Origin of the sequence: Sulfuriferula thiophila, from assembly GCF_003864975.1 — a bacterium.
Lineage (GTDB): Bacteria > Pseudomonadota > Gammaproteobacteria > Burkholderiales > Sulfuriferulaceae > Sulfuriferula > Sulfuriferula thiophila.
This window is the reverse complement of record NZ_BHGL01000013.1, coordinates 1-23,576: the sequence shown is the minus strand read 5'-3', so window position 1 is coordinate 23,576 and position 23,576 is coordinate 1. Positions and strand designations below refer to the sequence as shown.

Annotated in this window: 20 protein-coding genes; 11 read left to right on the top strand and 9 right to left on the bottom strand. The window is 54.2% G+C overall.

Going from position 1 to position 23,576, the window contains the following annotated elements:
* The first annotated feature begins 114 nt into the window (after window positions 1-114).
* From EJE49_RS07625 to EJE49_RS07615, 3 genes are all read left to right on the top strand, one after another.
* A complete protein-coding gene (locus EJE49_RS07625) occupies window positions 115-714 on the top strand; it encodes a class I SAM-dependent methyltransferase (protein WP_223246792.1) in 600 nt (199 codons plus the stop codon).
* Between the two features lie 114 nt (window positions 715-828).
* Window positions 829-1,626, top strand: coding sequence for a transglutaminase domain-containing protein (locus tag EJE49_RS07620; RefSeq protein ID WP_124949823.1), 798 nt, complete (start codon window positions 829-831; stop codon window positions 1,624-1,626).
* Window positions 1,627-1,630: 4 nt separating this feature from the next.
* Window positions 1,631-2,482, top strand: a complete 852-nt coding sequence (locus tag EJE49_RS07615) for a transglutaminase family protein (RefSeq protein ID WP_124949822.1) — start codon at window positions 1,631-1,633, stop codon at window positions 2,480-2,482.
* Window positions 2,483-2,560: 78 nt separating this feature from the next.
* Here EJE49_RS07615 and EJE49_RS07610 read toward each other — a convergent pair whose 3' ends face one another.
* From EJE49_RS07610 to EJE49_RS07590, 5 genes are all read right to left on the bottom strand, one after another.
* Window positions 2,561-3,820, bottom strand: coding sequence for a TolC family protein (locus EJE49_RS07610; RefSeq protein WP_124949821.1), 1,260 nt, complete (start codon window positions 3,818-3,820; stop codon window positions 2,561-2,563).
* Window positions 3,821-6,886, bottom strand: coding sequence for an efflux RND transporter permease subunit (locus EJE49_RS07605; RefSeq protein WP_124949820.1), 3,066 nt, complete (start codon window positions 6,884-6,886; stop codon window positions 3,821-3,823). It lies immediately after the preceding gene.
* 1 nt (window position 6,887) lies between these two features.
* On the bottom strand, window positions 6,888-7,976 hold the full coding sequence (locus EJE49_RS07600) for an efflux RND transporter periplasmic adaptor subunit (RefSeq protein ID WP_124949819.1): 1,089 nt from the start codon (window positions 7,974-7,976) through the stop codon (window positions 6,888-6,890).
* Between the two features lie 67 nt (window positions 7,977-8,043).
* On the bottom strand, window positions 8,044-8,445 hold the full coding sequence (locus tag EJE49_RS07595; RefSeq protein WP_124949818.1) for a hypothetical protein: 402 nt from the start codon (window positions 8,443-8,445) through the stop codon (window positions 8,044-8,046).
* A gap of 173 nt (window positions 8,446-8,618) precedes the next feature.
* Entirely contained in the window at window positions 8,619-9,143 is a 525-nt protein-coding gene (locus EJE49_RS07590; RefSeq protein WP_124949817.1) for a DsrE family protein, read from the bottom strand.
* Window positions 9,144-9,337: 194 nt separating this feature from the next.
* Here EJE49_RS07590 and EJE49_RS07585 point away from each other — a divergent pair, with 194 nt between their 5' ends.
* Window positions 9,338-10,060, top strand: coding sequence for a hypothetical protein (locus EJE49_RS07585; RefSeq protein ID WP_124949816.1), 723 nt, complete (start codon window positions 9,338-9,340; stop codon window positions 10,058-10,060).
* Between the two features lie 6 nt (window positions 10,061-10,066).
* On the opposite strand, the gene EJE49_RS07580 is transcribed toward EJE49_RS07585, so the two are convergent.
* The 4 genes from EJE49_RS07580 to EJE49_RS07565 all read right to left on the bottom strand — a co-directional run bounded on the left by EJE49_RS07580 (window position 10,067) and on the right by EJE49_RS07565 (window position 14,131).
* Window positions 10,067-10,474 (bottom strand): hypothetical protein, encoded by a 408-nt coding sequence (locus EJE49_RS07580; protein WP_124949815.1) that lies wholly within the window; start codon window positions 10,472-10,474, stop codon window positions 10,067-10,069.
* Window positions 10,475-10,488: 14 nt separating this feature from the next.
* Window positions 10,489-11,169: a lipoprotein-releasing ABC transporter ATP-binding protein LolD gene (gene lolD / locus EJE49_RS07575; protein ID WP_124949814.1), complete on the bottom strand. Its 681-nt coding sequence runs from the start codon at window positions 11,167-11,169 to the stop codon at window positions 10,489-10,491.
* Entirely contained in the window at window positions 11,162-12,406 is a 1,245-nt protein-coding gene (locus tag EJE49_RS07570; RefSeq protein WP_124949813.1) for a lipoprotein-releasing ABC transporter permease subunit, read from the bottom strand. Before EJE49_RS07570 ends, lolD begins: the two co-directional genes overlap by 8 nt.
* A gap of 63 nt (window positions 12,407-12,469) precedes the next feature.
* Window positions 12,470-14,131 carry an ABC1 kinase family protein gene (locus EJE49_RS07565; protein WP_124949812.1) on the bottom strand — a complete coding sequence of 554 codons (1,662 nt, stop codon included), beginning with the start codon at window positions 14,129-14,131 and terminating at the stop codon, window positions 12,470-12,472.
* A 132-nt stretch (window positions 14,132-14,263) separates the two neighbouring features.
* Between EJE49_RS07565 and EJE49_RS07560 the strand changes: the two genes are divergently transcribed.
* The 7 genes from EJE49_RS07560 (at window position 14,264) to soxB (ending at window position 23,533) form a co-directional block, all read left to right on the top strand.
* Window positions 14,264-14,779, top strand: a complete 516-nt coding sequence (locus EJE49_RS07560; protein ID WP_124949811.1) for a C40 family peptidase — start codon at window positions 14,264-14,266, stop codon at window positions 14,777-14,779.
* Window positions 14,780-14,792: 13 nt separating this feature from the next.
* Window positions 14,793-17,318: a hybrid sensor histidine kinase/response regulator gene (locus EJE49_RS07555; protein WP_124949810.1), complete on the top strand. Its 2,526-nt coding sequence runs from the start codon at window positions 14,793-14,795 to the stop codon at window positions 17,316-17,318.
* A gap of 94 nt (window positions 17,319-17,412) precedes the next feature.
* Window positions 17,413-18,987 (top strand): peptide chain release factor 3, encoded by a 1,575-nt coding sequence (locus tag EJE49_RS07550; RefSeq protein ID WP_124949809.1) that lies wholly within the window; start codon window positions 17,413-17,415, stop codon window positions 18,985-18,987.
* 105 nt (window positions 18,988-19,092) lie between these two features.
* Entirely contained in the window at window positions 19,093-19,989 is an 897-nt protein-coding gene (locus tag EJE49_RS07545) for a hypothetical protein (protein WP_124949808.1), read from the top strand.
* Window positions 19,990-20,161: 172 nt separating this feature from the next.
* Window positions 20,162-20,956 carry a DUF2797 domain-containing protein gene (locus EJE49_RS07540; RefSeq protein WP_124949835.1) on the top strand — a complete coding sequence of 265 codons (795 nt, stop codon included), beginning with the start codon at window positions 20,162-20,164 and terminating at the stop codon, window positions 20,954-20,956.
* A 325-nt stretch (window positions 20,957-21,281) separates the two neighbouring features.
* Complete coding sequence (locus EJE49_RS07535) at window positions 21,282-22,106, top strand: alpha/beta fold hydrolase (RefSeq protein ID WP_124949807.1); 825 nt, start codon at window positions 21,282-21,284, stop codon at window positions 22,104-22,106.
* Between the two features lie 77 nt (window positions 22,107-22,183).
* The gene (gene soxB / locus EJE49_RS07530; protein WP_124949806.1) at window positions 22,184-23,533 is read left to right on the top strand and encodes a thiosulfohydrolase SoxB; all 1,350 of its coding nucleotides are present in this window, start codon (window positions 22,184-22,186) and stop codon (window positions 23,531-23,533) included.
* The last annotated feature ends 43 nt before the right edge of the window (window positions 23,534-23,576 follow it).

Below are 23,576 nucleotides of genomic sequence, written 5' to 3'. Positions count from 1 at the left end.
AACCCGGACAAACTGCGCGTTGCGTACAGAATGATGAGTGTCGCCCAATTCACTTCAGGATAACCAAGATGATGCTCTCTTTACGCGCCCACTGACTAACTCACGATAATAACCATGACCCAGCAAGCATTCTTTCCCGCCACCGTCATGCCAGACCAGGACTGGTGGCACGCCTTATGGCCTGATCCGGATAGCGTCATTCAGGCCTTGCGCATCACCGCAGGCATGACAGTAGTCGATCTGGGTTGCGGCGACGGCTATTTCACCCAGGCTATTGCACGCCAGATTGATTCGGGACGGGTCATCGGCTTTGATCTGGACCCGGCAATGCTGACGCAGGCACAAGCCACGTGTGCTGACATGCCGAACTGCGACTGGCTACAGGGTGATGCGATGGCACTGAGCCAGTTGATTACACAGCCAGCCGACTATGTACTGATCGCCAACACCTTCCACGGCGTGCCGGACAAGCTGGCGCTGACACGCGAGATTGCCGCATCCCTGCAACCCGCTGGCCATTTCACTATTATCAACTGGCATCCGCTGCCGCGAGAAACGACACCAGTACTCGGTCAACCGCGCGGCCCGCGCACCGAGCTGCGCATGTCTGTCGCACAGACGCAACAAACTGTAGAGCCAGCGGGCTTTGTACTGGAAGCACTGGTCGAATTGCCGCCGTATCATTACGCTGCGATTTTCAGAAAAACAGCATAACGCTGCAATTTGGCCGCAATGCTTTGGAGATAGCCACCCTGCGGAGTACACTACCATGACGGTATCTAATCCCGATGCGAGCGCTATGCACGGGTAACCCAAAGGAAAACCGCTATGTGGCTGCGTACCGGATGTGACATTACCTTTGACGTAAGTATAGCGACGCCGTTTATCCTCATGTTGCGTCCCCGTAGCGGAACTCAGCAATGGGTGGCTCGTGAATCCTATACGTTCAAACCCAGTGTGCTGGCTGTTGAATACACGGACAATTACGGCAATCTTTGCCAACGCCTGGTCGCGCCACCGGGCGAATTTTCGATACGCACGTCAGCCGATATTCTCACCGCAGACACCATCAGCGTACAACCGGGTGCACCTTTCGAGGATGTGCAGAATTTACCTGATTCGGTACTTACCTATCTCTTGCCTTCACGCTATTGCGAATCAGACCGATTCATTGACCTTGGTCAGGAAATCGTGGCTGGACTCGCGCCAGGCTATGATCAAGTCGCGGCAATAACATCGTGGATACGCGAACATATCCGCTTCAACTCTGACGCCAATCAATATCAGTTATCTGCCGTAGAGGTCAATCAGCAGCGCGAAGGCGTATGCCGTGACCTGGCGCATCTGGGCATAGCACTATGCCGCGGCCTGTGTATTCCGGCTCGCATGGTTGTCGGTTATCTGCATGAGCTGGTGCCCATGGATTTTCATGCCTGGTTTGAAGCTTACGTAGGTGGTCGCTGGTATACCTTTGATGCTACCCAGCCCTATCCAAAAGGTGGCCGCGTTACCGTAGCCTATGGACGCGACGCCGCCGATGTGGCCATATTCAACCAGTTTGGCCCAGCCCTGCCTCCACGCGAAATGTCGGTTCGCGTCGAGATGCTGGCCACAGCACCGGATTAAAATAATGCAGAGATTACGTATTAAACATCTGACTGAATATCTTTTCCCAACCCATGTGACGCTAAACCCGCACAGGCTGTTGTTACGCCCACGCGAAGGGCATGACGTGCGCATCGAGACATCCAAACTGGAAATTTCGCCTGCCTATACGATTAAATGGCGTCGTGATGTATTTGATAACTCGCTGGCAATCGTAAATTTTCAGGCGCCTTCAAACAAACTGATCATCGCCAGTGAAGTTATTATCCAGCATTATGGCCAGGCACCTTTTGACTTCCTGCTCGAAGATTATGCTGTCAACTTCCCTTTCATTTATGCGGAAGGAGAGCAAGTTGTACTTGCCGCTTTTCAACAGCCAATTTTCATTAATGAACAACCGATTATTAATGCATGGCTGAAACAGCTAGGGCTCGGAGGGGATACCTTTGCCTTGCTGGTAAAGCTGAATCAGGCCATTAGCAACCAGTTTCGTTACCAAAGCCGAGAAGAAGCGGGCGTTCAGACACCCGCGCAAACACTGGCCCAACGCAGCGGGTCCTGCCGTGATTACGCGACGCTGTTCATCGAGGCCTGTCGTAACCTTGGATTAGCTGGCCGCTTTGTCAGCGGGTATCTGCATGCCCCGGCGACCGAAGCAGGTAATGCCACCACCCATGCCTGGGCAGAAATATACCTGCCCGGTACCGGCTGGAAGGGCTTCGACCCGACTTCCGGCGTAGTAACCGGCAATCAGCATATTGCGGTCGCAGTTGCGCGTGACCCAGAAGCAGTACCCCCTGTCGCGGGCAGCTTTATAGGAGCGAGTACTGTAACAGCATCATTGCGGGTGAACGTACAAGTCAATCTGCTGACGTAAATATGAAAAGGGGCAAGTCATCGTTTGGTGTTAATGTCGATGAATTGCCCCCTTTTTACAGCTTGAGACTAACCCTGACTACTTTGCCGCCTCGTCTTCATCTGCATCAATCGGCCACAACGCGTGGGTATCCAGCAGCAGGCGATAACGGGCTTGTGCAGCCGCCAACCGGCTGCTGATCGCATTCAACTCAGCCTCCTGCGCCAGTCGCCGTGCATTGAGCACGTCGGTGAGGCCACTTTCACCCAATTGATAAGCACGCGCCATCAAATCAGCATGGCGCCGCATCGCGGTACTGGCGGTTTCACTGGCTTGCCAGGCGGTATAGGCAGACTGAGTGGCTAGCCAGGTATTCGCAGTCTCGGTCTGTATCTTGGTACGCACACCCAGCTCACGCTCGGTGGCCACCAGCTGATTCGCCGCCGCCATCTGCTGACTGGCCTTGCGTCCGCCGCCCGGCAGCGGAATGGTGAGGCTGACGCCCACCACTTTCTCTTCACCGCCACGTTCGTCAGCAAAGCGCAGCCCCACACTCGGATCAGGGATGCGATCCGCAGCACTACGTGACAACATCAGGCCATAGCGCTCGGTCTCGCCATGAGCTATCGCCAGCTCGTGGTTATGCGTCATGGTACGCTGCTGCCACACCTCCAGCCCGTCGGTCACCGGCTCGGGTTGTGGCAAGACCGGGTTAGCCGGAATGCTGATCGCAGGGTAACGGCTACTGAGTTCGTTACGTGCCATCGCCAGCCGCAAACCCGATTCGGCCAACTGCGCCTGGACCTGCGACAGCGCCGCCTCAACCTGCAACTGATCAAGCCTGGCCGCATCGCCGGCTTTGACGCGTTTCTGCACAATGCGCAACTGCTCGTTCATGCCCTCGACCTGTGCCTGCCACTGCCGGTTCTGATAATACTCACGCAACCAGTTAAACCATCTGGTGAGCAACATGCGCCCGGACTCATGCAATGCATCGCCCACAATAAAGCGCGCCTGCACCATGCCCTGCTCGCCTAACTGATTATCAATGCGCGCCTTGTTGGGTAAGCGCAGCGCCCGCTCCAGACTGACGTCCCATTCGTTATATTTATTGTCCGGCACCAGCGTGTGCCGCTGCTGGGTATTGAGGCGAATACTGGTTTCGTAACCACCAGCTCGTAACCGGTCACGATTCGCGGATTCGACCCCCAGATTCGCTGTGGCTGCACGTACCGTAGGAGTGTTATTCAACGCGGCAGACACCGCCGCCAGCGGCGGCAAATCAGGCGGACTCAGGTAGCTGTCCGCATACACGGGTGCCGCGAATAATGAGGCGATCAATACGATTAATTTTTTCATTTATGCCTCCTGTTTGGCAACGCCGAAGCGGCGATACAATATGGGTAACAGCACCAGCGTAAGCAGTGTGGAGGTCACCAGACCACCAATCACCACGATGGCCAGCGGTTTCTGGATTTCCGAGCCGGGGCCGCTGGCGAATACCAGTGGCAGCAAGCCGAATGCTGCGATCATCGCGGTCATCAGCACCGGGCGCAATCGCCGCTTCGCTCCCTCAACCACCACTTCCTGCAACACCATGCCTTCCATCAGCAGATGGTTGAAGTAACTCACCAGCACCACACCGTTAAGCACGGCAATACCGAGCAGGGCGATAAATCCGACCGAGGCCGGCACCGACATGTACTCGCCGGACAGCCACAGCGCAAACACGCCGCCTATCAGCGCGAATGGCACATTGGTCAGCACCAGCAAGGCCTGACGTACCGAGCCGAAGGTGGTGAACAGCAGCAGGAAAATCATGCCCAAGGCAATCGGCACCACAATAGACAAACGTTTCGCCGCACGCTGCTGATTCTCGAACTGACCGCCCCACACCATGCTGTACCCAGCAGGCAGTTTCACCTTGGCCGCCACTGCCTGTTTTGCTTGCTCAACAAAACCGACCAGATCGCGGCCATGCACGTTGGACTGCACCACGACGTAACGCCGTGCATTTTCCCGATCCACCTTGACCGGGCCATCGGTGCGCCGCAGACGCGCCACCTCACTCAACGGGATCGTGCGTCCATCCGGCAAGCTGATGCGCATCGCCGCAAACACCGCCGGCGAAGTGCGTACATCCTCCGCGCCACGCAGCACCAGCGGCGTACGGCGTATGCCTTCCAGCACTACGCCCAATGGCTTGCCTTCTATCTGTATACGCAAGTCATTCTGGATGTCGTCGGCATTCAGTCCGAAACGACCAGCTGCCAATCGGTCCACTTCGACTTGCATGAACTGCACGCCTTCGTTCTTCACCGTGACCACGTCCTGTGCTCCAGGTATGGTTTTCAGCACACCCTCCACCTCGGCCGCCAGAGTGTTCAGTTGCGCCAGATCAGTACCAAATATTTTCACCGCCAGATCACCACGCACGCCGGTCAGCATCTCGGAAACACGCATTTCTATCGGTTGTGTGAAAGAAATGGTAACACCGGGAAAATCTTGCATGACTGCGCGTAGCTGATCGATCAGCCAGTCTTTATCCGGCTTTCGCCACTCATCGCGCGGCTTGAGTACGAGGAAGGTATCCGTTTCGTTCAACCCCATCGGATCCAGCCCCAACTCATCCGAACCACTGCGTGCGACTACGCCCTTGACCTCCGGGACCCGCGCCATGATGGCTTGCTGCACGCGCAGATCGATATCAACTGAATTTTCCAGACTGATGGAAGGCAGTTTCGTCAATTGCAGAATAATGTCACCTTCATCCATCACCGGCATGAAAGTCTTGCCGATCTGGGTATAGACACCCACGGTTGCCGCCAGCGCAATTAACGCCACGCCTACGACAATACGCACATGTGACAGTGACCAGTTCAGCATAGGCTGATACATCGCCATCGCCTTGCGTACCAGCCACGGATCGCTGTGCGCACCCTGCTGCAGCAGCCAGGATGACAATACCGGCACCACAGTCAGCGACAGCAGCAACGATGCGGTTAATGCAAAAATGATGGTGAGTGCTACCGGAACAAACAGCTTGCCTTCCAGCCCCTGCAAGGTCAGCAGCGGAAAAAACACGATGATGATGATGGCCACACCCGACGCCACCGGCGTAATCACTTCGCGCACGGCATGATAAATCAGCTGCAGTTTATTACCTTCCTTGTCATGCGCCAGATGGGTAACGATATTCTCCACCACCACCACCGCCGCATCGACCAGCATACCGATAGCAATAGCCAGACCACCCAGACTCATCAGGTTGGCTGACATGCCGAACTGGCGCATCAGGATGAAGGTAAACAAGGCTGATAGCGGCAAAACCAGCGCCACTAATATCGCCGCTCTGAGATTACCCAGAAACAGCACCAGCAACACCACTACCAGCACGATGGCTTCAACCAGCGCCTCAGATACCGTGCCGATGGCCCGCTCTACCAGACTGCCGCGATTGTAAAATACCTGGGTATGCACGCCTTTGGGCAGGGTTTTATTAATTTCAGCCAGCTTGACTTGCACGCTCTCCACTACCTGCCGCGCATTGGCCCCCTTCAAGCCCAGCACCAGCCCTTCAACCGCTTCACCGCGACCATCTTTGGTCACCGCGCCATAACGGGTCAGGTTGCCGATTTGCACGGTCGCCACATCGCCCACGCGTACTGGTGTGCCATCACGATCACCGACCACGATGCTGCGCACGTCATCCAGCGTCTTGATCGCACCTTCTACCCGCACTACCAGCACTTCTTCACCGGCACGCAGACGCCCGGCGCCATCGTTGCGATTATTCATTTCCAGCGCGCGCTGCAGGTCACTCAATTGAACGCCGCGTGCGGCCAGTTGCGCATTGTCAGGCACGACTTCAAAGGTACGCACCATGCCGCCCAGCGTATTCACATCCGCCACACCCGGCAACGTACGTAATTGCGGACGTATCACCCAGTCCAGTAAGGAACGCCGCTCTTCCAGCGACAAGCCACCACCCTCGACAGTGAACATAAACATTTCACCCAATGGCGTGGTAATCGGTGCCAGACCACCCGAACTGCCCGGCGGCAGACTGCCCTGCGCATTCGCCAGCCGCTCGGCGACCTGCTGCCGCGCCCAGTAGATATCGGTGCCATCTTCAAAATCAATCGTAATGTCAGCCAGCGCATACTTGGAAATGGAACGCAGAATACGCTGTTTGGGAATACCCAGCATCTCGGTTTCTATCGGCGCGACGATACGCGCTTCAACTTCTTCCGGGGTCATGCCCGGCGCCTTCATAATTAATTTAACTTGCGTACTCGATACATCCGGAAAGGCATCAATCGGCAGTTGCTGAAAAGCCATCCAGCCAGCGCCAATTAATACTGCCGTAAATATCAATATCAGCAGTCGCTTGGACAGCGAGAATTCGACGAGTTTATTCAGCATGTCACTCCCCACCCTCTCCGCCCACGCCAGTCCATACCGCCTTGATTTGCGCTACGCCCTGAACGGCAATCACATCATTTTTGGTGAAGCCGCCTGCTACGCGAGCGACACTGGCCGTTTGTGACAGCACTTTCACCGCCACCGGGTGGAAACCACGCGCATCACGCACAAATACAAATGGCTGATTTTTATTGTAAGCCAGCGCAGTCACCGGCACTTGCCAGTCTAGACTGGTTTTACCTGTCAATTGCGCTTCTACCGCCTGACCGCTGACCAGACCATCCAGCTCACCTTCAATCTGTGCACGCACCAGTACAGTTTGCGCCAATTGCGCAGACTGCCCGACCGACAGCACGCGGCCCGTCACCTTGCGCCCGGCCACATTCACCTGATCCCCAGATTTTATGCCAGCAGCAGCGTTGCTCGGCACCTGTATTTCCAGCCACAGCGGATGCATTTGCGCGATCTTGAACAAAGCAGTTGCCGCTTCCACCCGCTGTCCGGCAGCGGCATTCACTTCCAGCACCACGCCCGACATCGGTGCCACCAGATTTAATTCGGCGGTATTCGCCTGACCACGCTCCATTTGCGCAATGGTGCCCGCTGGCACGCCCAGCATGCGCAATGACTGGCGATGCTGAGTAAGCATGGCGTTGGCACTCAGATAAGCGGCGCGCGTTGCCTGCTGCCGCGACTGCGGAATAATGCCATCGGCCAGCAACTGGTCATCGCGTTGCATCTGTCCGCGCGCCAGTTGCGCCTGTGCCGCCGCCTGAACCAGACCGCCCTGCGCTTCTGCCAGACTCGGACTGGCCAGCGTGGCCAGCGGCTGACCGGCTTTAACCTGGGTATTGCTCGTCACCCATACTCGCGTCAGCAAACCCATCATCGGTGCAGCCACAATACGTTGCTGGGTGGGTGGGACTACTACTGTTGCCGCATAGCCCAGACTGGCTTGCTGGCTGGAGGTGGCTAACGGCAGGGTGCGTATCCCCAGCGTCTGCAACTGTTTGGGACTAAAAACCAGATTATCTGCGGCGTGCGCGGACATTGCTACGCTTAGCGCAGCAGCAAGAATAAAACGTTGCATGAGGATTCCTCCACTCAAAATTAAATGACATGAAACTGCACGCTGCTAAAACAGCGGGCAAGTGTAATTAATTTGCAGTGGCAGTGGGGGGCGCGAGAGAGAAAGGTCGCAGATAAGGCGGGGAAGATGACGCACCCATGTAGACAGGCGCATCAGCAATAAACACAGCAGTGACGGGAATCAGCGCTACCAGAATACGACTGACTATCGCCGTCAAGTCCATCACGCTAAGATCAAACTCGTTCTTACCGACGGATTCCATGCCGATGGCATCTTCGTCAGCCAGATGGTTTTTGAGTTGATAGACACCAGTATCAACGGGCGTATCAGCCACATCGACTTCCAGCGTATGAAAATGAATTTTCCCGGGTATCGATAAATCATGGACATGGGCGTGCAACAGCGGCGCAATGCTTTGCAGCAGCGCCAGGCACATTACCAGCATGATATTTTTCCAGGATTTAGTCATGGGCGTATGATAACTGCAAGCAACGAAAGTTCATAGCAGTTGGTATATCTGAATCAACATATAAATAAGCGAGCTTGACCTGACAGCGCCAAAACCCTTGCATGCAATTCAATACGATCGCAGCGGCAGCAACTCCGGTAATTTCCGGACACGCGTACCGCTGCTGTGATCCTTTACGGCTGTATCTGTACGTAACCTTCCTGAGTCAACTGGATCAGGCGACCAATTGCACCCGTATTCACTTTCACACCTGGTAACAGGTCTTTATTAGTCCAGTTATTGCCCTTCATGGATACTGCGCACTCTTCAATCTGCACACCTGACGCTATCAGACTCTCAACCATTCCCTTATATGGGTTGCCTGTCGTTACTTTACGATTGGCATTGTAAGCCTGATCGTTCAGCGTCATGTAGGCTGCCGGACCGTGAAATATACCGATAATATTGCCGGTTGTTTTATCCGCCTTCATTTTCTTGTGCAGCAACTCCATGTACTTCATACCAATCGGCAAATCACCGTTGAGGGCAATGTGATCCATATTGAATACCACATTCGCTGCTTTCAGTGTAACCGGCACATCAATCGTAATTTGGCCTTCGCCAGCAACAGGCTTGGCATCAGCAGCTACCGCATGAACAGACAGACAAACACTCGCAACCATCATGCCACGCAACAGGAACTTCAGGATTTTATTCATGTAAAGATCACCTTGTATTGATTTTGATTGATATTTTGTCAAAGCACAGCGTTATACTTGGACAGTTATGGCCATACAGGCCAGTCAGGCTGACGCGCAACGTCAAATTCGATCAGACACAAAGAAATTAGTTCATTATAATTTTCTAATTTTCCTCCAGTGCGACAACAACACATATTTCACGGCACGCATCCATGAAAACCCATATCCTGGCAGCCATCTTTGGTGTATTTCTCACCAGGAGCGCCCTGGCACAATCAGCGCAGGATCCTGCTCTGACTTTCAAACTCACACCCTCGTATTACCGTATCAGTGACGGCAACAACGCCGCGGATATGAATCTGCGTGCTGAATACGGCACGCAGCATTATGCGTGGATAGGTTATTACCAGGATCATCAGGGCTTTGCACAGACTCGGGTGGGTTACGAGAATCATGCTGATTTTGGTTATGTGCGCACAGTAACATCTGCACAGATAGCTACCCGCGGGTTTCTGGGAGGATCGCTTAGCGCGGAAATCGGTGGCAACACCTATGCCATACTGGGCTGGGGACGAACCAATCTGCGCGATTACTACAATCTCAATTTCGACCCGAATGACGCCGTGACACTAGGCGTGGGTACGCGTGCCATTGCGAATACCGAGCTATCGTTATTTACCATTCTGGATGACCGGCTAGGGACTGGACAGCGCGTCACCCACTTACTGGCACGCAAGGAACTGGCGCACCAGCAACGGCTGACCCTGGATATGACTCACAAAAGCGGGCAAAGTACTGCTGGTAACTATGTATCAGGAAACGGCCTAGCGCTGACTTACGATTTCGAGCCGTGGTTTGCGCGCGTTGCCTACGACCCTTATGTGAACTTCACCGAGAACCAGATGACGCTGTTTGCTCTGGGTTACCGTTTTTAGGGCTGCCTAACGCACACTCTGCGCGCCCAGATGGTATGTTTGCAACAACACGCTCTGCAGGCCTGCATGCTCCGACAAATCAGCTATGCCCAGTTCTCGTTGCACCAGCGGTTGCAGCAAACCGAGCACTTGGTCATCACGCCATCTGGCAACGAACGCTGCCTGATCGAACACACCATTATCCAGGCATGTTGCTGCCAGGCCTTGTGCATTATCGAATATGAGGTCCGTATCCTGCATGATTTCATATTGATACGAATAGGTATCGATGCCATGCACTTTGGCCAGCAGCATATACACTGAGGAAAACCCACCTTCGCCTTCCATGAGCGCATCCAGATCCAGCGTCATCTGCGGCGCATAGGACTCGCCCTTGTAATCAAATGCGACATGCACATCTATGGTGTTTTTCATGGTGTTATGCCCTGTTAATTTGCGACCAGCATGCCATCGTTCAAACGCAATACCCGCTGCATTTTGCCGGCCAGTTCGGGGTCATGGGTAACGATCAGAAAACTGGTGCCGTGCTGCTGATTCAGTTTCAACATCAAATCGTGTATGCCTTCAGCGGTATGACGATCCAGATTGCCCGTGGGCTCATCAGCCAGCACACAGGCCGGGCGAGTCACCAGCGCGCGGGCAATGGCTGCACGTTGCCGCTCGCCACCGGATAATTCACCGGGAGTGTGGGTCAGGCGATGGCCCAGCCCGACTTCGTGCAGAATTTCTGCCGCTTGCTCACGCGCCAGTTTCGGTGCCATGCGGCGGATCAGCAAAGGCATGGCAACATTGTCCAGCGCGGTGAATTCCTGCAACAAATGGTGGAACTGGTAAACGAAGCCCAGGGAATGGTTACGCAATTCACCCCGCGCTACCTCGCTCATGCCCTGCATGTTTTGTCCCATGATATTGACGATGCCGCTGGTCGCACTGTCCAGACCACCGAGCAGGTGCAGCAAAGTCGATTTGCCGGAACCGGACGCTCCCATGATCGCGACACGCTCACCGGCTTCAATAGTAATGTCTATGCCATTCAGCACTGACACCACGGTCTTGCCTTGAATGTACGATTTAGTCAGTGCCTGACAGCTAATAATAGGCTTATTCATAACGCAAAGCCTCCGCCGGATTAGTACGGGATGCACGCCAGCTTGGGTACAGCGTTGCCAGCCATGACAGTGCCAGCGACACCAGGCCGATCACGCCGACATCATGCCAGTCGAGCTTGGATGGCAGTTCGCTGATCTGGTACACATCGGCAGACAGAAATTGCACGCCGAAAGTGTGCTCGATAAACGGCACCACCACGCCGATATTCAGTGCCAGCAGTATCCCGCTCACCAGACCCAGCGCAGTGCCAATGATGCCGATTACCGCACCCTGCACCATGAATATCTTCATAATGCTCAGCGGCGATGCGCCCAGCGTGCGCAGGATAGCAATGTCAGCCTGTTTGTCGGTCACTACCATTACCAGCGTCGACACAATATTGAATGCTGCCACTGCGACGATCAGCAACAGAATCACGAACATGACGCGCTTTTCCATCTGCACCGCACGGAAGAAATTGCTGTGTGACTGGGTCCAGTCGCGGATGTAATAATCACCCGTCAAGGTTTTGGTAAGTTGCTCGGAAACCTGCGGCGCACGATACAGATCATCTATTTTCAGCCGCACGCCAGACACTTTATCACCCGTACGGAACAGTTTCTGCGCATCCTGCATGGCGATGAGCGCCAGCCCCGAGTCATATTCAAACATGCCGATCTGGAACAGACCCACCACGGTAAACTGCTTGAGACGCGGCACCATGCCTGCTGGCGTAACCTGCCCTTGTGGCGTGATGACGGTGACCTTATCCCCCATCTGCACCCCCAGAGAACGAGCCAGATCAGCACCCAGCACGATACCCCATTCGCCCGGTCGCAGCGCACTTAGCTTGCCCACCTTCATTTTATGGCCAATATCGGCAACGCTGTCCTCTGCGTCTGACAATATGCCGCGCACCACTGCGCCCTGCACCGCCTGATCATAGGCAATCAGCCCCTGCCCGGTGACAAACGGTGCCGTCGCCCGCACCTCTGACAATTTACGGCTTTGCGCCGAAACCTGCTGCCAGTCTGCCAGCGTATTATCGAATCCGGTGATTTCGATATGCGCCGCCACACCCAAAATTCGGCTACGCAGCTCGTCCTGAAAGCCGTTCATTACCGACAGCACCACTATCAGGGCGGCGACCCCGAGTGCGATACCCAACATGGAAATCAACGAAATAAAAGAAATAAAATGGTTACGCCGCTTGGCTCGGGTATATCGCAACCCGATAAATAATTCATAAGGCTTCACAGTATCCTATCCGACTACACATCCCACGCTACAAAAAGACTATCAAGCCAGTCTGTTATATATTTAATTACCAGACCGCCAAATCGACAAAATCACCCATAAACTATTCAAAAATGCCAACAGGAAGCCGATGAAGCCCATAAAACGCCAGCCATCTACCGTCATGACTATGGACGAGCCGATCACCAGTGAAGCGGTCAATATCCCCATGGTAATGCGATTACTGGCGCGATCCAGCTGTTGGCCGAACTGATCCAGCCGTTTCAGATCGAGATCAATACGCAGCCGGCCGCGCCGTGCCTCACGCATCAGCCGCGCCAGATCGCGTGGCAGGCCCGACACTACTTCGAATGCATCTTTCAGACTCCGGCGGCCGCGCTTCATCAAGGCTTCCGGCGTATAACGCTCGGCAATCACGCCACGCACAAATGGCGTAAGGTGATCAACCAGATGAAATTCGGGATCCAGTTGCTGCCCGAGACCTTCCAGCGTAATCAGCGCCTTGAACAGCAGCGTCAAATCAGCGGGCAGCACCAGCGAATTTTCGCGTATCAATCCGGCAATCTCGGTTAGCATCGCCCCGATTTTAACGTCCTTGAGTTGCAGATTATCGTAACTGAATAATAGTTCCGAGACATCGGCTCCCAATTTGGCTTCGTCGACCTCGCCGTCTCCGGTCCAGTCCATCAACACCTGCAACATAGCCTCTTCATCATTGTGCGCAAGCGCATCGAGCAAATTCACCAACTGCTGGCGGCGGTAATCGGTCAACCGGCCCACCATGCCAAAATCAATGAGCCCGATACGATTACCCGGCAAATAAATCACATTACCGGGATGGGGATCCGCATGAAAATAGCCATGCACCAAGATCATTTTCAACACGATATCCGCGCCGCGTGATGCCAGCAACGGCGTATCCATCCCCGCTGCGCGCACGGCTGCCAGATCGGTGCCGGCAATACCCCGCAACTCTTCCTGCACATTCATCGAAGCGCAGGTGTACTCCCAATAGACTTGCGGGATATGCGCTGTTTCATCCCCGGCAAAATTCTGACGGAAACGATCAATATTATGCGCCTCCATCAATAAATCCTGCTCCCGGCGCAATGAACGCCGGAATTGCGCAGCCATCATTATCGGCTGATAACGCCGCGCTTCCGGCATGTCGTGCTCAATCAGACGGGCAAAATGCTGCAGGATGCGTAAATCTGCTTCGATCTTTTTATCAATACCAGGGCGGCGGATTTTCACGACGACGCGCGAGCCATCGAACAGCTCGGCGCGATGCACCTGCGCCATCGACGCAGCTGCAAACGGCTCACGATCAAATTTCAGAAAGGCTTCATCAATGGGTTTACCTAATAAGGCGATCAATTCAGCTTCGATCAGCTCAAAAGGAACAGCCGGTACATTCGACTGCAGTTTCTCCAGCTCGACTATCCATGCCGGCGGCAGCAGGTCAACCCGTGTCGCTAACACTTGCCCCAATTTAACGAAAGTCGGGCCCAGCTCTTCCAGTGCCAGACGCACGCGTATCGCCGGCTCCAACTGACTAATCTCGCTTGGCTGAGCATGCCAGTGCAATATACGACCCGCGCGTTCCAGCACTGTGCCTATACCCAGCACCCGTACAAAATCTCCCCAACCATATTTAATCAGGATGGCTGCAATCTCGTGCAGGCGTGACAAATCCCGCACCACACTAAACGTTTCCCACAACATAGCACTAACACCACTATTCGAATTTAAGTCACTACATTCTACCTGCATAATTCACGGCATAGAAAACCACATGACGAACCAGACTGGATATTTCTTTGACCAATCGCAAAAATTCGATTAGATTACCAAACCATGCGTATTATCAAATTGTTACTTATCTTTGCTCTCGCCCTTCCCAGTCTGACAGGCTGGGCTGATGACGCCCAGACCAAAACGACGCCGACACGTACCGAGCTTGCATTATTTGCCATGGGACTGGTGGGTGCGGTATACAAACCGGGCGGTGACAACCCGAGTACCGGCATGGATTGCAGCGGTTTTGTCAAATACGTATTTGGCCAAGTCGCCGGATTGAAATTGCCGCACAACGCGCTGGCCATGAGCAAAATCAGTACCGAAATCAGCAAGTCTGATCTGCGTCCAGGCGATCTGGTGTTCTTCAAAACCATGAAAAACGCGTTTTCTCACGTCGGCATCTACCTTGGCGACAATCGCTTTATTCACGCGGCCAGCAGCAAAACCGGCGTAGTGATGATTTCGCATCTGGATGATGCCTACTGGACAAACAGTTTCAATGGCGCCCGCCGCCTGCTCAACCCTATCTCTGCCATCTCCGCCATACCTGACGCTGTCGCTGCGACTGAATAACCAAGCCGGCTAAATGAAACAGATCAATCTCAAACTCAGTCTCACGATTGGTTTCGGTCTCATGCTGGTATTGCTGTTGGCATTGACCCTGCTGGGACTGGCGCAAATGCGCTCGATCAATGCCAAGCTGGAAAAAATCGTCACGGTCAACAACTACAAAACCGAACTGATCACCATCATGCGTGACGCACTCCGCGACCGCACTATTACGCTGCATTCGCTGGTGCTGAATACCACGCCATTCGAACAGAATGACGAATTGTATGAATTTCACGAAAACAGCGTACGCTTCGGCCAGGCTTTACAGGCACTGAATCTGAGCCCCCTGGATGCAGACGAACAAAGACGCCTGTTAGAAATTAGCGAATACGCAAAAATAGCGCAACCGCTCGGTGTTTACACGGCAAATCTTGCACTGGATCAACGTAATACCGAAGCGCTGGCACTGTTACAGAAGAGCACTATCCCCGCACAGAAAAAAATCCTGACGGCACTCGACGATTTGCTGGCCGTACAGCGCCGCGCCAATGCCGACGCTGCCGTGGCCGCTTTCAATACATATGACCAGACAAGAAGTTTCGTCATTGCGATGGGTACAGCCGCAGGGTTCGTGGGTTTATTCATCGCTGTTTTTGTTACCCGACGCGCGAGCCGCCAGGCCGATGAAATCGAGAAACAAAAACTCAAATACCAGACCCTGTTCGAAGCCAATTCCGATGCCATCATTATCATCGGCAAAAGCGGCTTTACCGACTGCAATCCTGCCGCACTGTCCATGTTCAAGATAAATACGGTGAATGAATTTATCCGCCGGCCGCCACATCTGCTAGGCGCGCCGATACAGGCTGACGGCCGCAGCGCCGAGACCGTTGCCAAAGAAGCCATCCAGCGCGTGCGCAAAGATGGCTACTATGCATTTGAGTGGTACGGCATACGCAGCAATGGCGAAATTTTCCCCGCGGAAATCGCCATGTATGCCATGCGCATCGAGGATCAGCCGATGATACAGGCGATCATGCGCGACATTACCCAACGTCGCCAAACCGAACAGAATTTGCAACAGGCACGTGATGCCGCGCTCGCAGCCGTCCGCATCAAGGCCGAGTTCGTCGCCAATGTCAGTCACGAAATCCGCACGCCGATGAACGCGATTATCGGCATGAGCGGACTCATGCTCAAAACACCATTGAACGCAACACAATATGAATATGCCAGCACGGTAGACAACGCCGCCAAGACCCTACTCAAACTTATTAACGACATTCTGGATTTCTCCAAAATCGAAGCTGGCAAACTCGATATCGAGCATATTGCGTTTGATCTGCATCAGCATCTGCGCGACACCGCGCAATTATTCAATCTGCGCGCCGCAGAAAAGAATCTGGATTTCGCGCTGGATATCGCCGCCAACGTGCCACAATTCATTTTCGGCGATCCCTGGCGCATCCGCCAGGTGCTGACCAACCTGATTGATAACGCAATCAAATTTACTAGCGCCGGTGCTGTACGCATTTCTGCAGAATTTGACCAGGATTTGCTGACCGTGCGCGTCGAAGACAATGGCATAGGCATTTCAGATGAAGCCAAGCTACGCTTATTCCAGGCATTCTCCCAGGCAGATGGCTCCACCACGCGAAAATACGGCGGCACCGGTCTTGGTCTCACCATCAGCAAGCAACTTATCGAGCTGATGGGCGGCGAGATAGGCGTAAACGACCACCGCACCCAGGGCAGCTGTTTCTGGTTCAGCCTGCCGGTCACGCTGGCGCAGGCGGTTGATATCGACACCACTACCCCCATCACCACACACCAGTATGCCAGCCAGCATATACTGGTCGTTGACGACAATGCCATCAACCGCAAAGTCATGTACCACCTGCTGCAATCGCTGGGGCTGCAAGCCGATACCGCAGCCGACGGCAAAGAAGCTGTGCAACGCTGCAACGACCAGCACTATGATCTGGTGCTGATGGACTGCCAGATGCCGGAAATGGACGGTTTTGCCGCCACCAGCACCATACGCCAGCAAGCGCCGCACACCGGCGCCATCATCGCCATGACGGCGAATACGCAGCCGGACACCCGTGAGCATTGCCTGAGCGCAGGCATGCAGGATTACCTGAGCAAGCCGGTGCTGGAAACTGACCTCATCAAACTGTTCGATCACTGGCTGGGCAAACCCGATACAACTGTGACACCTCCGCTGGATTTAGCCAAACTGCAGCAGCTATTCCGCCAGGACGATGCATTGATTACCGAACTGCTCCGGTTATACCTGAGCAGCAGCGCGCCGCTGATAGCGCAACTTGAACAAGGCATCATTGAGCAAAACCCTGATGCAACCCGTTACGCCCACGAACTAAAAGGCGCGGCGGCCTACATCAGCGCCCAGAGCACAGCACTGCTGTGCGCGACCATAGAAGACGCAATAGAAGCTGCCGACTGGACGCAGGCACACTCGCACCTGACCAGGCTCAAAGACGACTTTGACATCACCCGGGCTTTTATCGACCAATACCTCGCATCAGCCGCACTATAGTTTCAAGCACACGCTCCGGGGCAGATAACTCGCTGTTTTAGTGTCGCCTTTAGTTTATAATCTCGCCTTTGCCTGTTTGCCTACCTGCCAGCCCATGTCTATCGAATCAGAAATTCGCCGCCGCCGTACTTTTGCCATCATTTCCCACCCTGACGCGGGTAAAACCACGCTCACGGAAAAGCTGTTGTGGTTCGGTGGGGCGATTCAGGTCGCCGGTGAAGTGCGCGCACGTAAAGCCAGTCGCCACGCCACTTCCGACTGGATGGAACTGGAAAAGCAACGCGGCATTTCGGTGACTTCATCGGTGATGCAGTTCCCCTACCGCGAACACATCATCAACCTGCTCGACACCCCCGGTCACGAAGACTTCTCCGAGGACACCTATCGCACACTGACTGCAGTTGATTCGGCGATCATGGTGATCGACTCGGTCAACGGTGTGGAAGCGCAAACGATCAAGCTGCTTAACGTGTGCCGCATGCGCGACACCCCTATCATCACCTTCATCAACAAGCTTGACCGTGAAGGCCGCGAGCCTATCGAACTGCTGGATGAAATCGAATCGGTGCTGGGCATGCAATGCGCGCCGATGACCTGGCCTATCGGCATGGGTAAGCGTTTCCGCGGCGTATACCATCTGTATAACGACACCGTGCTGGTATTTGATCCGCAGGCAGACAAAGGCACCAGTGAAATTATTCAGGGCTTGGATAATCCACGCCTGAATGAATTCATCGGCAAGGATCAGGCGGATGAATTGCGTGTCGATATTGAACTGGTACGCGGCGCATCCCACACCTTTGATGCGGCGGCCTATCTGGCCGGCAAACAGACTCCCGTGCTGTTCGGTTCCGCCGTCAACAACTTCGGCGTGCAGATGATGCTGGATGCCGTGGTCGACCTGTCGCCGGGCCCATTACCCCGCGCCACCGAATCACGTCAGGTGGAGCCGGAAGAAGCAAAATTCTCCGGTTTCGTGTTCAAGATTCAAGCCAATATGGACCCAAAACACCGCGACCGTATTGCCTTCCTGCGCGTGTGTTCCGGCCGCTTCGATCGCGGCATGAAGATCAAGCAGATTTCTACCGGCAAACTCATGGCCGTAAACAACGCTATCACTTTTATGGCGCAGGACCGCAATACCGCCGACGAAGCCTATGCTGGCGATATCATCGGTATCCCCAACCACGGCACCATCCGTCTGGGCGACACCTTCACTGAAAACGAAAATCTGAAGTTCACCGGCATCCCTTCCTTTGCGCCGGAATTCTTCCGCAAAGCCCGCATCAAGAACCCGCTGAAAATGAAGCAGTTGCAAAAAGGCCTGCAGCAACTGGCCGAAGAAGGCGCTACCCAGCTGTTCCGCCCTATCTCCTCCAACGACCTGATTCTGGGTGCGGTGGGTACGCTGCAGTTTGACGTGGTGGCGCATCGTCTTGAGTTCGAATATGGTGTTGACGTACTGTTTGAAGGTTGCGAATTTGCCACGGCGCGCTGGTTACGCGGCTCGGAAGCCGACCTCAAGCAACTGGTCGACAAATACGGCTTCAACGTTGCACTAGATGGGGCTAACCAGTATGTCTATCTGGCACCGAACCGTGTCAACCTGACCATGACGCAGGAACGCTTCCCGGATGTAAAATTCCTGGAAACGCGCGAAATTTATTGAACGCAGCATGAGTACATGGTGTCGAATCAGCGCAAAATACGAAGCAGCGTACGATTTGACCATATCGAATCTACGCATTGATATCCGCACCATGTTTGCTTACCCATGCCAATAAAATCCGCCAATAAGCAAAACACCACTGCCGAAATCGCCAGTGAATATGCCTGGATAACTGCGCCCGCCCCGCGTGGCGAAGCCTATCTGGAGATCCGCATCAGCCGCAAACTGCTGATCGCTATCGTTGCATCCTTGCTGGTGCATGCGCTGGCACTGTATCTGGTGAATCGCCAGCATCTGGAACTCGACATGCGGCCAGTGGCGGATACCACACTCAGTGTACAACTGGAACCATTGACCCCGAAGACGCCCATCTCGGAGCGCAAAGCTCAGCCACCCGCTACACCAAAACGCCACACACAAAAGTCTGTAACAACCACACCGCGCCCGCAGAAAGTAATTACGCAATCCGCTTCTGCCAAGACGCAAACGCCATTTACCATCCCGGTACCCACACCCACGCCAGCACCTGCTCCAAACGCAGCGCCCACCGACATGGCCAGTTATATCAATGCTGTCCGGGCGCGGCGAGCCGCTGAATCAGGTGACACCGGTGACAGCGCAGCACCGCCACCCAGCGCCGACGACATCCGCATGGCCAATATCAAGCGCAACCTGCAACCACAAGGCGGAGGCGGCATCTTCCAGATCAAACGCATGGGTTCGCGTACCGGCACCTTCCTGTTCCGCGGCTGGGGCAACACCTATACCAGCCCGCTACGTGAATCCATTACCGTTGAAGCCGATGCCAACACTGACGTCGAACATGCCATGATCCGCAAGATGATCAGCATCATCCGCGACCGGCACAATGGCGACTTCACCTGGGAATCGTACCGCCTGAACCGCACCGTGACCTTATCGGCACGTCTGGCCGACAACGCCGGGCTGGAAGATTTTCTGATGAGTGAGTTTTTTGGCGCAGCACGCAGACCGTCAGAGTAATAAAGTCCCCTGCGCAAAAACAGGCCCGGCATGTTTTAATGCACGTCCTGCTCCCGTTTTCCAGACGTGGCTTAGTTCCGATTTATTTCCGCTGCCTGCAAGTTAATGGGAAAATAGCAGCCTCTTTAGTTCAGCATAACAACTCACCATGATTAGCGGCAATCTTAGCAAAATGGCAAGCCAGCTTGCGTCACCCGTGGCATACACCCTGCCGGTCGGCAGCGAGCGGCTAGGCATGAATCAGCTTCTGGGCCAAGTATTGACGCTGCGTTATTCCGGCCTGATTCAGTGCGTAGCGTGTGGCAGAAAAACCAGCAAAAGCTTCAGTCAGGGTTATTGCTTTCCCTGCATGCAATCGCTGGCGCAATGCGACTCCTGCATCATCAAGCCGGAGTTATGTCATTTTGCGCAAGGCACATGTCGCGAACCTGAATGGGGCATCACACACTGCATGCGCCCCCATTATGTGTACCTGGCGAATTCTTCGGGCATGAAAGTCGGCATCACCCGGGAAACCCAGTTGCCAACGCGCTGGATCGATCAGGGGGCAACTCAGGCCTTGCCGATATTCAAGGTAGCCACGCGCTTGCAGTCAGGTGTGCTGGAAGTCATTCTGAAGCAGCACATTGCGGATAAAACAGATTGGCGAGCGCTATTGAAAGGCGAACCGGAGCCGGCCGATCTGGCAGAAAAGCGCAACCAGCTATTTGAACTGTGCGCACAAGGCATAGCTGAAACGCAAGCACGTTTCGGGATGGACGCCATCGTGCCGCTAACCTCAGGCGAAACCGTCAATATTGATTACCCTGTGCTGCACTACCCCACCAAAATCACTTCGCTGAATCTGGAAAAAACCCCGGAAATTCGCGGCACCCTGCTCGGGATCAAGGGCCAGTATCTGATTTTTGATATAGGCGTGATTAATATCCGCAAATACACGGGTTACCATGTGGAAGTCGTTGCGTAAGCCCGAATGCCTATTCTTAACCGGGATAGCAATGTAGAAGTTAACGCGGGATTTCCGGCTCAGTAACCGGGCTTGTTCTTCAAGACGGAATCTGGCCCCGGATTCCTTGCTTATCATCCATCTGCAATCAAAGATAGCGTTCGCTACCGTACAGACTTACCCGCTTAAACCTCGTAAAGTCAATCACACTTTTAAGTGTACTCATCTGTTAGCGGTAAACAATGGTTGCCTGATTCTGCGCGTTTTGCCTAGGGTTGTGCCATACCTATACCCCTCAATAACGACGTAGTACGCACCTGTAAATTGCTGATTAAGGATACAGACTATGAGCACGATCACAACAACCGATGGAACTCAGATTTACTACAAAGACTGGGGCGATGGCCAGCCGGTGGTATTCAGTCACGGCTGGCCGCTCAGTGCGGATAGCTGGGAGTCGCAGATGGTGTTCCTCGCCTCCAACGGCTATCGCTGCATTGCCCACGACCGCCGCGGCCATGGCCGTTCGAGCCAGTCGTGGAACCACAACGATATGGACACCTATGCCGATGATCTGGCCATGCTAATGGAGACGCTGGACCTGAAAGATGCAGTACTGATCGGCTTCTCTGCGGGGGGTGGCGAAGTTGCCCGCTATATCGGTCGCCATGGCACCAAACGCTTAGCCAAAGCCGCGCTGATTTCTGCCGTTCCGCCGCTAATGTTGAAAACCGCAGCTAATCCTGACGGCATGCCGATAGAGAAATTCGACGAAATTCGCCAGGGGGCTATCGCCGACCGCTCGCAGCTCTACAAAGACATTGCCAGCGGCCCGTTCTTCGGCGCGAACCGGCCCGGTGCCAAGGTATCGCAAGGCATGATCGATTCGTTCTGGTTGCAGGGCATGCAGGCGGGCCACAAAAACACGCTGGACTGTATCAAGGCATTTTCCGAGACCGATTTTACTGAAGACCTCAAGAAATTCGACATACCGACACTGATCGTGCACGGCGACGACGACCAGATTGTGCCCATAGCTGCCTCAGCGCTACGTTCTGCCAAGCTGGTCAAGCATGCAACCCTGAAAATCTACGCAGGCGCACCCCACGGCATCGCCGACACGCATAAAGAACAACTCAATGCAGACCTGCTGGCATTTCTTAAATCATAAACTCACATGGCATTACCGATGGTGGTGCCAGATATCCACGCGGATTTTAATGCGCTTTCCTAACCCAAGACTGCCACATGGAAATTTACCTGCCCACCGATGCGAATATGCTAAATAGCGCAGAGCAACTCTACGATATCCCGGCTTTTGGCAACGTCAATCTGTTACATTTCACCGACTGTCACGCTCAGTTGCTGCCCATTTATTACCGTGAACCCAGTATTAATATTGGAGTTGGCAGTACCAAGGGTAAAGCACCGCATCTGGTCGGCATGCCGCTGCTGACCGCGTATGGAATTCAAGCCGGCAGTCGTCAAGCCTACGCGTTCTCACATCTGGATTTTTGCGCTGCGGCCAGAGCCTATGGCAAAGTAGGTGGTTTCGCGCACCTTGCCACTCTGGTCAAACGCATGAAGGCAAGCCGCCCCAATGCTTTGCTACTGGATGGCGGTGATAGTTGGCAGGGTTCCGCCACGGCACTGTGGACTGCGGGGCAGGATATGGTGGAAACCTCGCTAGAGCTGGGTGTCGATGTCATGACCGGACATTGGGAGTTTACCCACGGCGCTGAACGCGTCCTGCATGTCGTCAACAATGATTTCAAGGACAAGATCGCTTTTATTGCCCAGAACATCGTGCATGAAGACAGTGCAGTGCCAGTGTTTGATACGTACGTCATCCGCGAACAGCATGACATCCCGGTTGCCATTATCGGCCAGGCGTTCCCCTACACACCCTGGGCTAACGGTGCGCACTTCACGCCAGGCTGGGAATTCGGCATTGATGAAGTCCGCCTGCAGGCGACGGTGAACGAAGTACGTAACAAAGGTGCGCAAGTTGTCATATTGCTTTCGCACAATGGCATGGACATCGATCTGAAATTAGCTGGTCGTATTACGGGTATCGACATGATACTGGGCGGACATACCCACGACGGTGTGCCAGTACCTAGTGTAGTTAAAAACCCTGGTGGCGTAACCATCGTCACCAACGCTGGCTCCCACGGCAAGTTTCTTGCCGTCATTGATTTTGACGTCAAGCATGGTCGCGTAGCTGACTATCGGTATCATTTGCTACCGGTCTTTTCTGAACTGTTGCCTGCCGACTCAGGCATGCAAGCCGTCATTGACAAGGTACGGGCACCATTCGAATCACGCCTGCGCGAACCTATCGCCGAGAATCAGGAATTGCTCTATCGTCGTGGCAATTTCAACGGCTCCTGGGATCAGTTAATCGTTGAAGCACTGATGCAGGTGAAAGACGCCGAAATTGCATTTTCTCCAGGATTTCGCTGGGGAACCACGTTACTGCCGGGACAAACCATTACCCGCGAAAATCTGATGGAGCAAACAGCCATTACCTACGCTGACACTTCTTTGGTGGAAATGACGGGTGCGGTAATCCCCCCAGCAAATAATTGCATTTAAAAGTAGAATTTTCTTAATTAGGATTTAAGGATTTTTTACATGA

Bases quoted from the DNA above. Each gene is read 5' to 3' on its own strand.
- EJE49_RS07620 (WP_124949823.1), top strand. From the start codon at position 829: ATGTGGCTGCGTACCGGATGTGACATTACCTTTGACGTAAGTATAGCG.
- EJE49_RS07545 (WP_124949808.1), top strand. From the start codon at position 19,093: ATGCCAATAAAATCCGCCAATAAGCAAAACACCACTGCCGAAATCGCC.
- EJE49_RS07540 (WP_124949835.1), top strand. From the start codon at position 20,162: ATGGCAAGCCAGCTTGCGTCACCCGTGGCATACACCCTGCCGGTCGGC.
- EJE49_RS07565 (WP_124949812.1), bottom strand. From the start codon at position 14,131: ATGTTGTGGGAAACGTTTAGTGTGGTGCGGGATTTGTCACGCCTGCAC.
- EJE49_RS07615 (WP_124949822.1), top strand. From the start codon at position 1,631: ATGCAGAGATTACGTATTAAACATCTGACTGAATATCTTTTCCCAACC.
- soxB (WP_124949806.1), top strand. From the start codon at position 22,184: ATGGAAATTTACCTGCCCACCGATGCGAATATGCTAAATAGCGCAGAG.
- EJE49_RS07610 (WP_124949821.1), bottom strand. From the start codon at position 3,820: ATGAAAAAATTAATCGTATTGATCGCCTCATTATTCGCGGCACCCGTG.
- EJE49_RS07595 (WP_124949818.1), bottom strand. From the start codon at position 8,445: ATGACTAAATCCTGGAAAAATATCATGCTGGTAATGTGCCTGGCGCTG.
- EJE49_RS07555 (WP_124949810.1), top strand. From the start codon at position 14,793: ATGAAACAGATCAATCTCAAACTCAGTCTCACGATTGGTTTCGGTCTC.
- EJE49_RS07625 (WP_223246792.1), top strand. From the start codon at position 115: ATGACCCAGCAAGCATTCTTTCCCGCCACCGTCATGCCAGACCAGGAC.
- EJE49_RS07600 (WP_124949819.1), bottom strand. From the start codon at position 7,976: ATGCAACGTTTTATTCTTGCTGCTGCGCTAAGCGTAGCAATGTCCGCG.
- EJE49_RS07605 (WP_124949820.1), bottom strand. From the start codon at position 6,886: ATGCTGAATAAACTCGTCGAATTCTCGCTGTCCAAGCGACTGCTGATA.
- lolD (WP_124949814.1), bottom strand. From the start codon at position 11,169: ATGAATAAGCCTATTATTAGCTGTCAGGCACTGACTAAATCGTACATT.
- EJE49_RS07585 (WP_124949816.1), top strand. From the start codon at position 9,338: ATGAAAACCCATATCCTGGCAGCCATCTTTGGTGTATTTCTCACCAGG.
- EJE49_RS07550 (WP_124949809.1), top strand. From the start codon at position 17,413: ATGTCTATCGAATCAGAAATTCGCCGCCGCCGTACTTTTGCCATCATT.
- EJE49_RS07535 (WP_124949807.1), top strand. From the start codon at position 21,282: ATGAGCACGATCACAACAACCGATGGAACTCAGATTTACTACAAAGAC.
- EJE49_RS07580 (WP_124949815.1), bottom strand. From the start codon at position 10,474: ATGAAAAACACCATAGATGTGCATGTCGCATTTGATTACAAGGGCGAG.
- EJE49_RS07590 (WP_124949817.1), bottom strand. From the start codon at position 9,143: ATGAATAAAATCCTGAAGTTCCTGTTGCGTGGCATGATGGTTGCGAGT.
- EJE49_RS07560 (WP_124949811.1), top strand. From the start codon at position 14,264: ATGCGTATTATCAAATTGTTACTTATCTTTGCTCTCGCCCTTCCCAGT.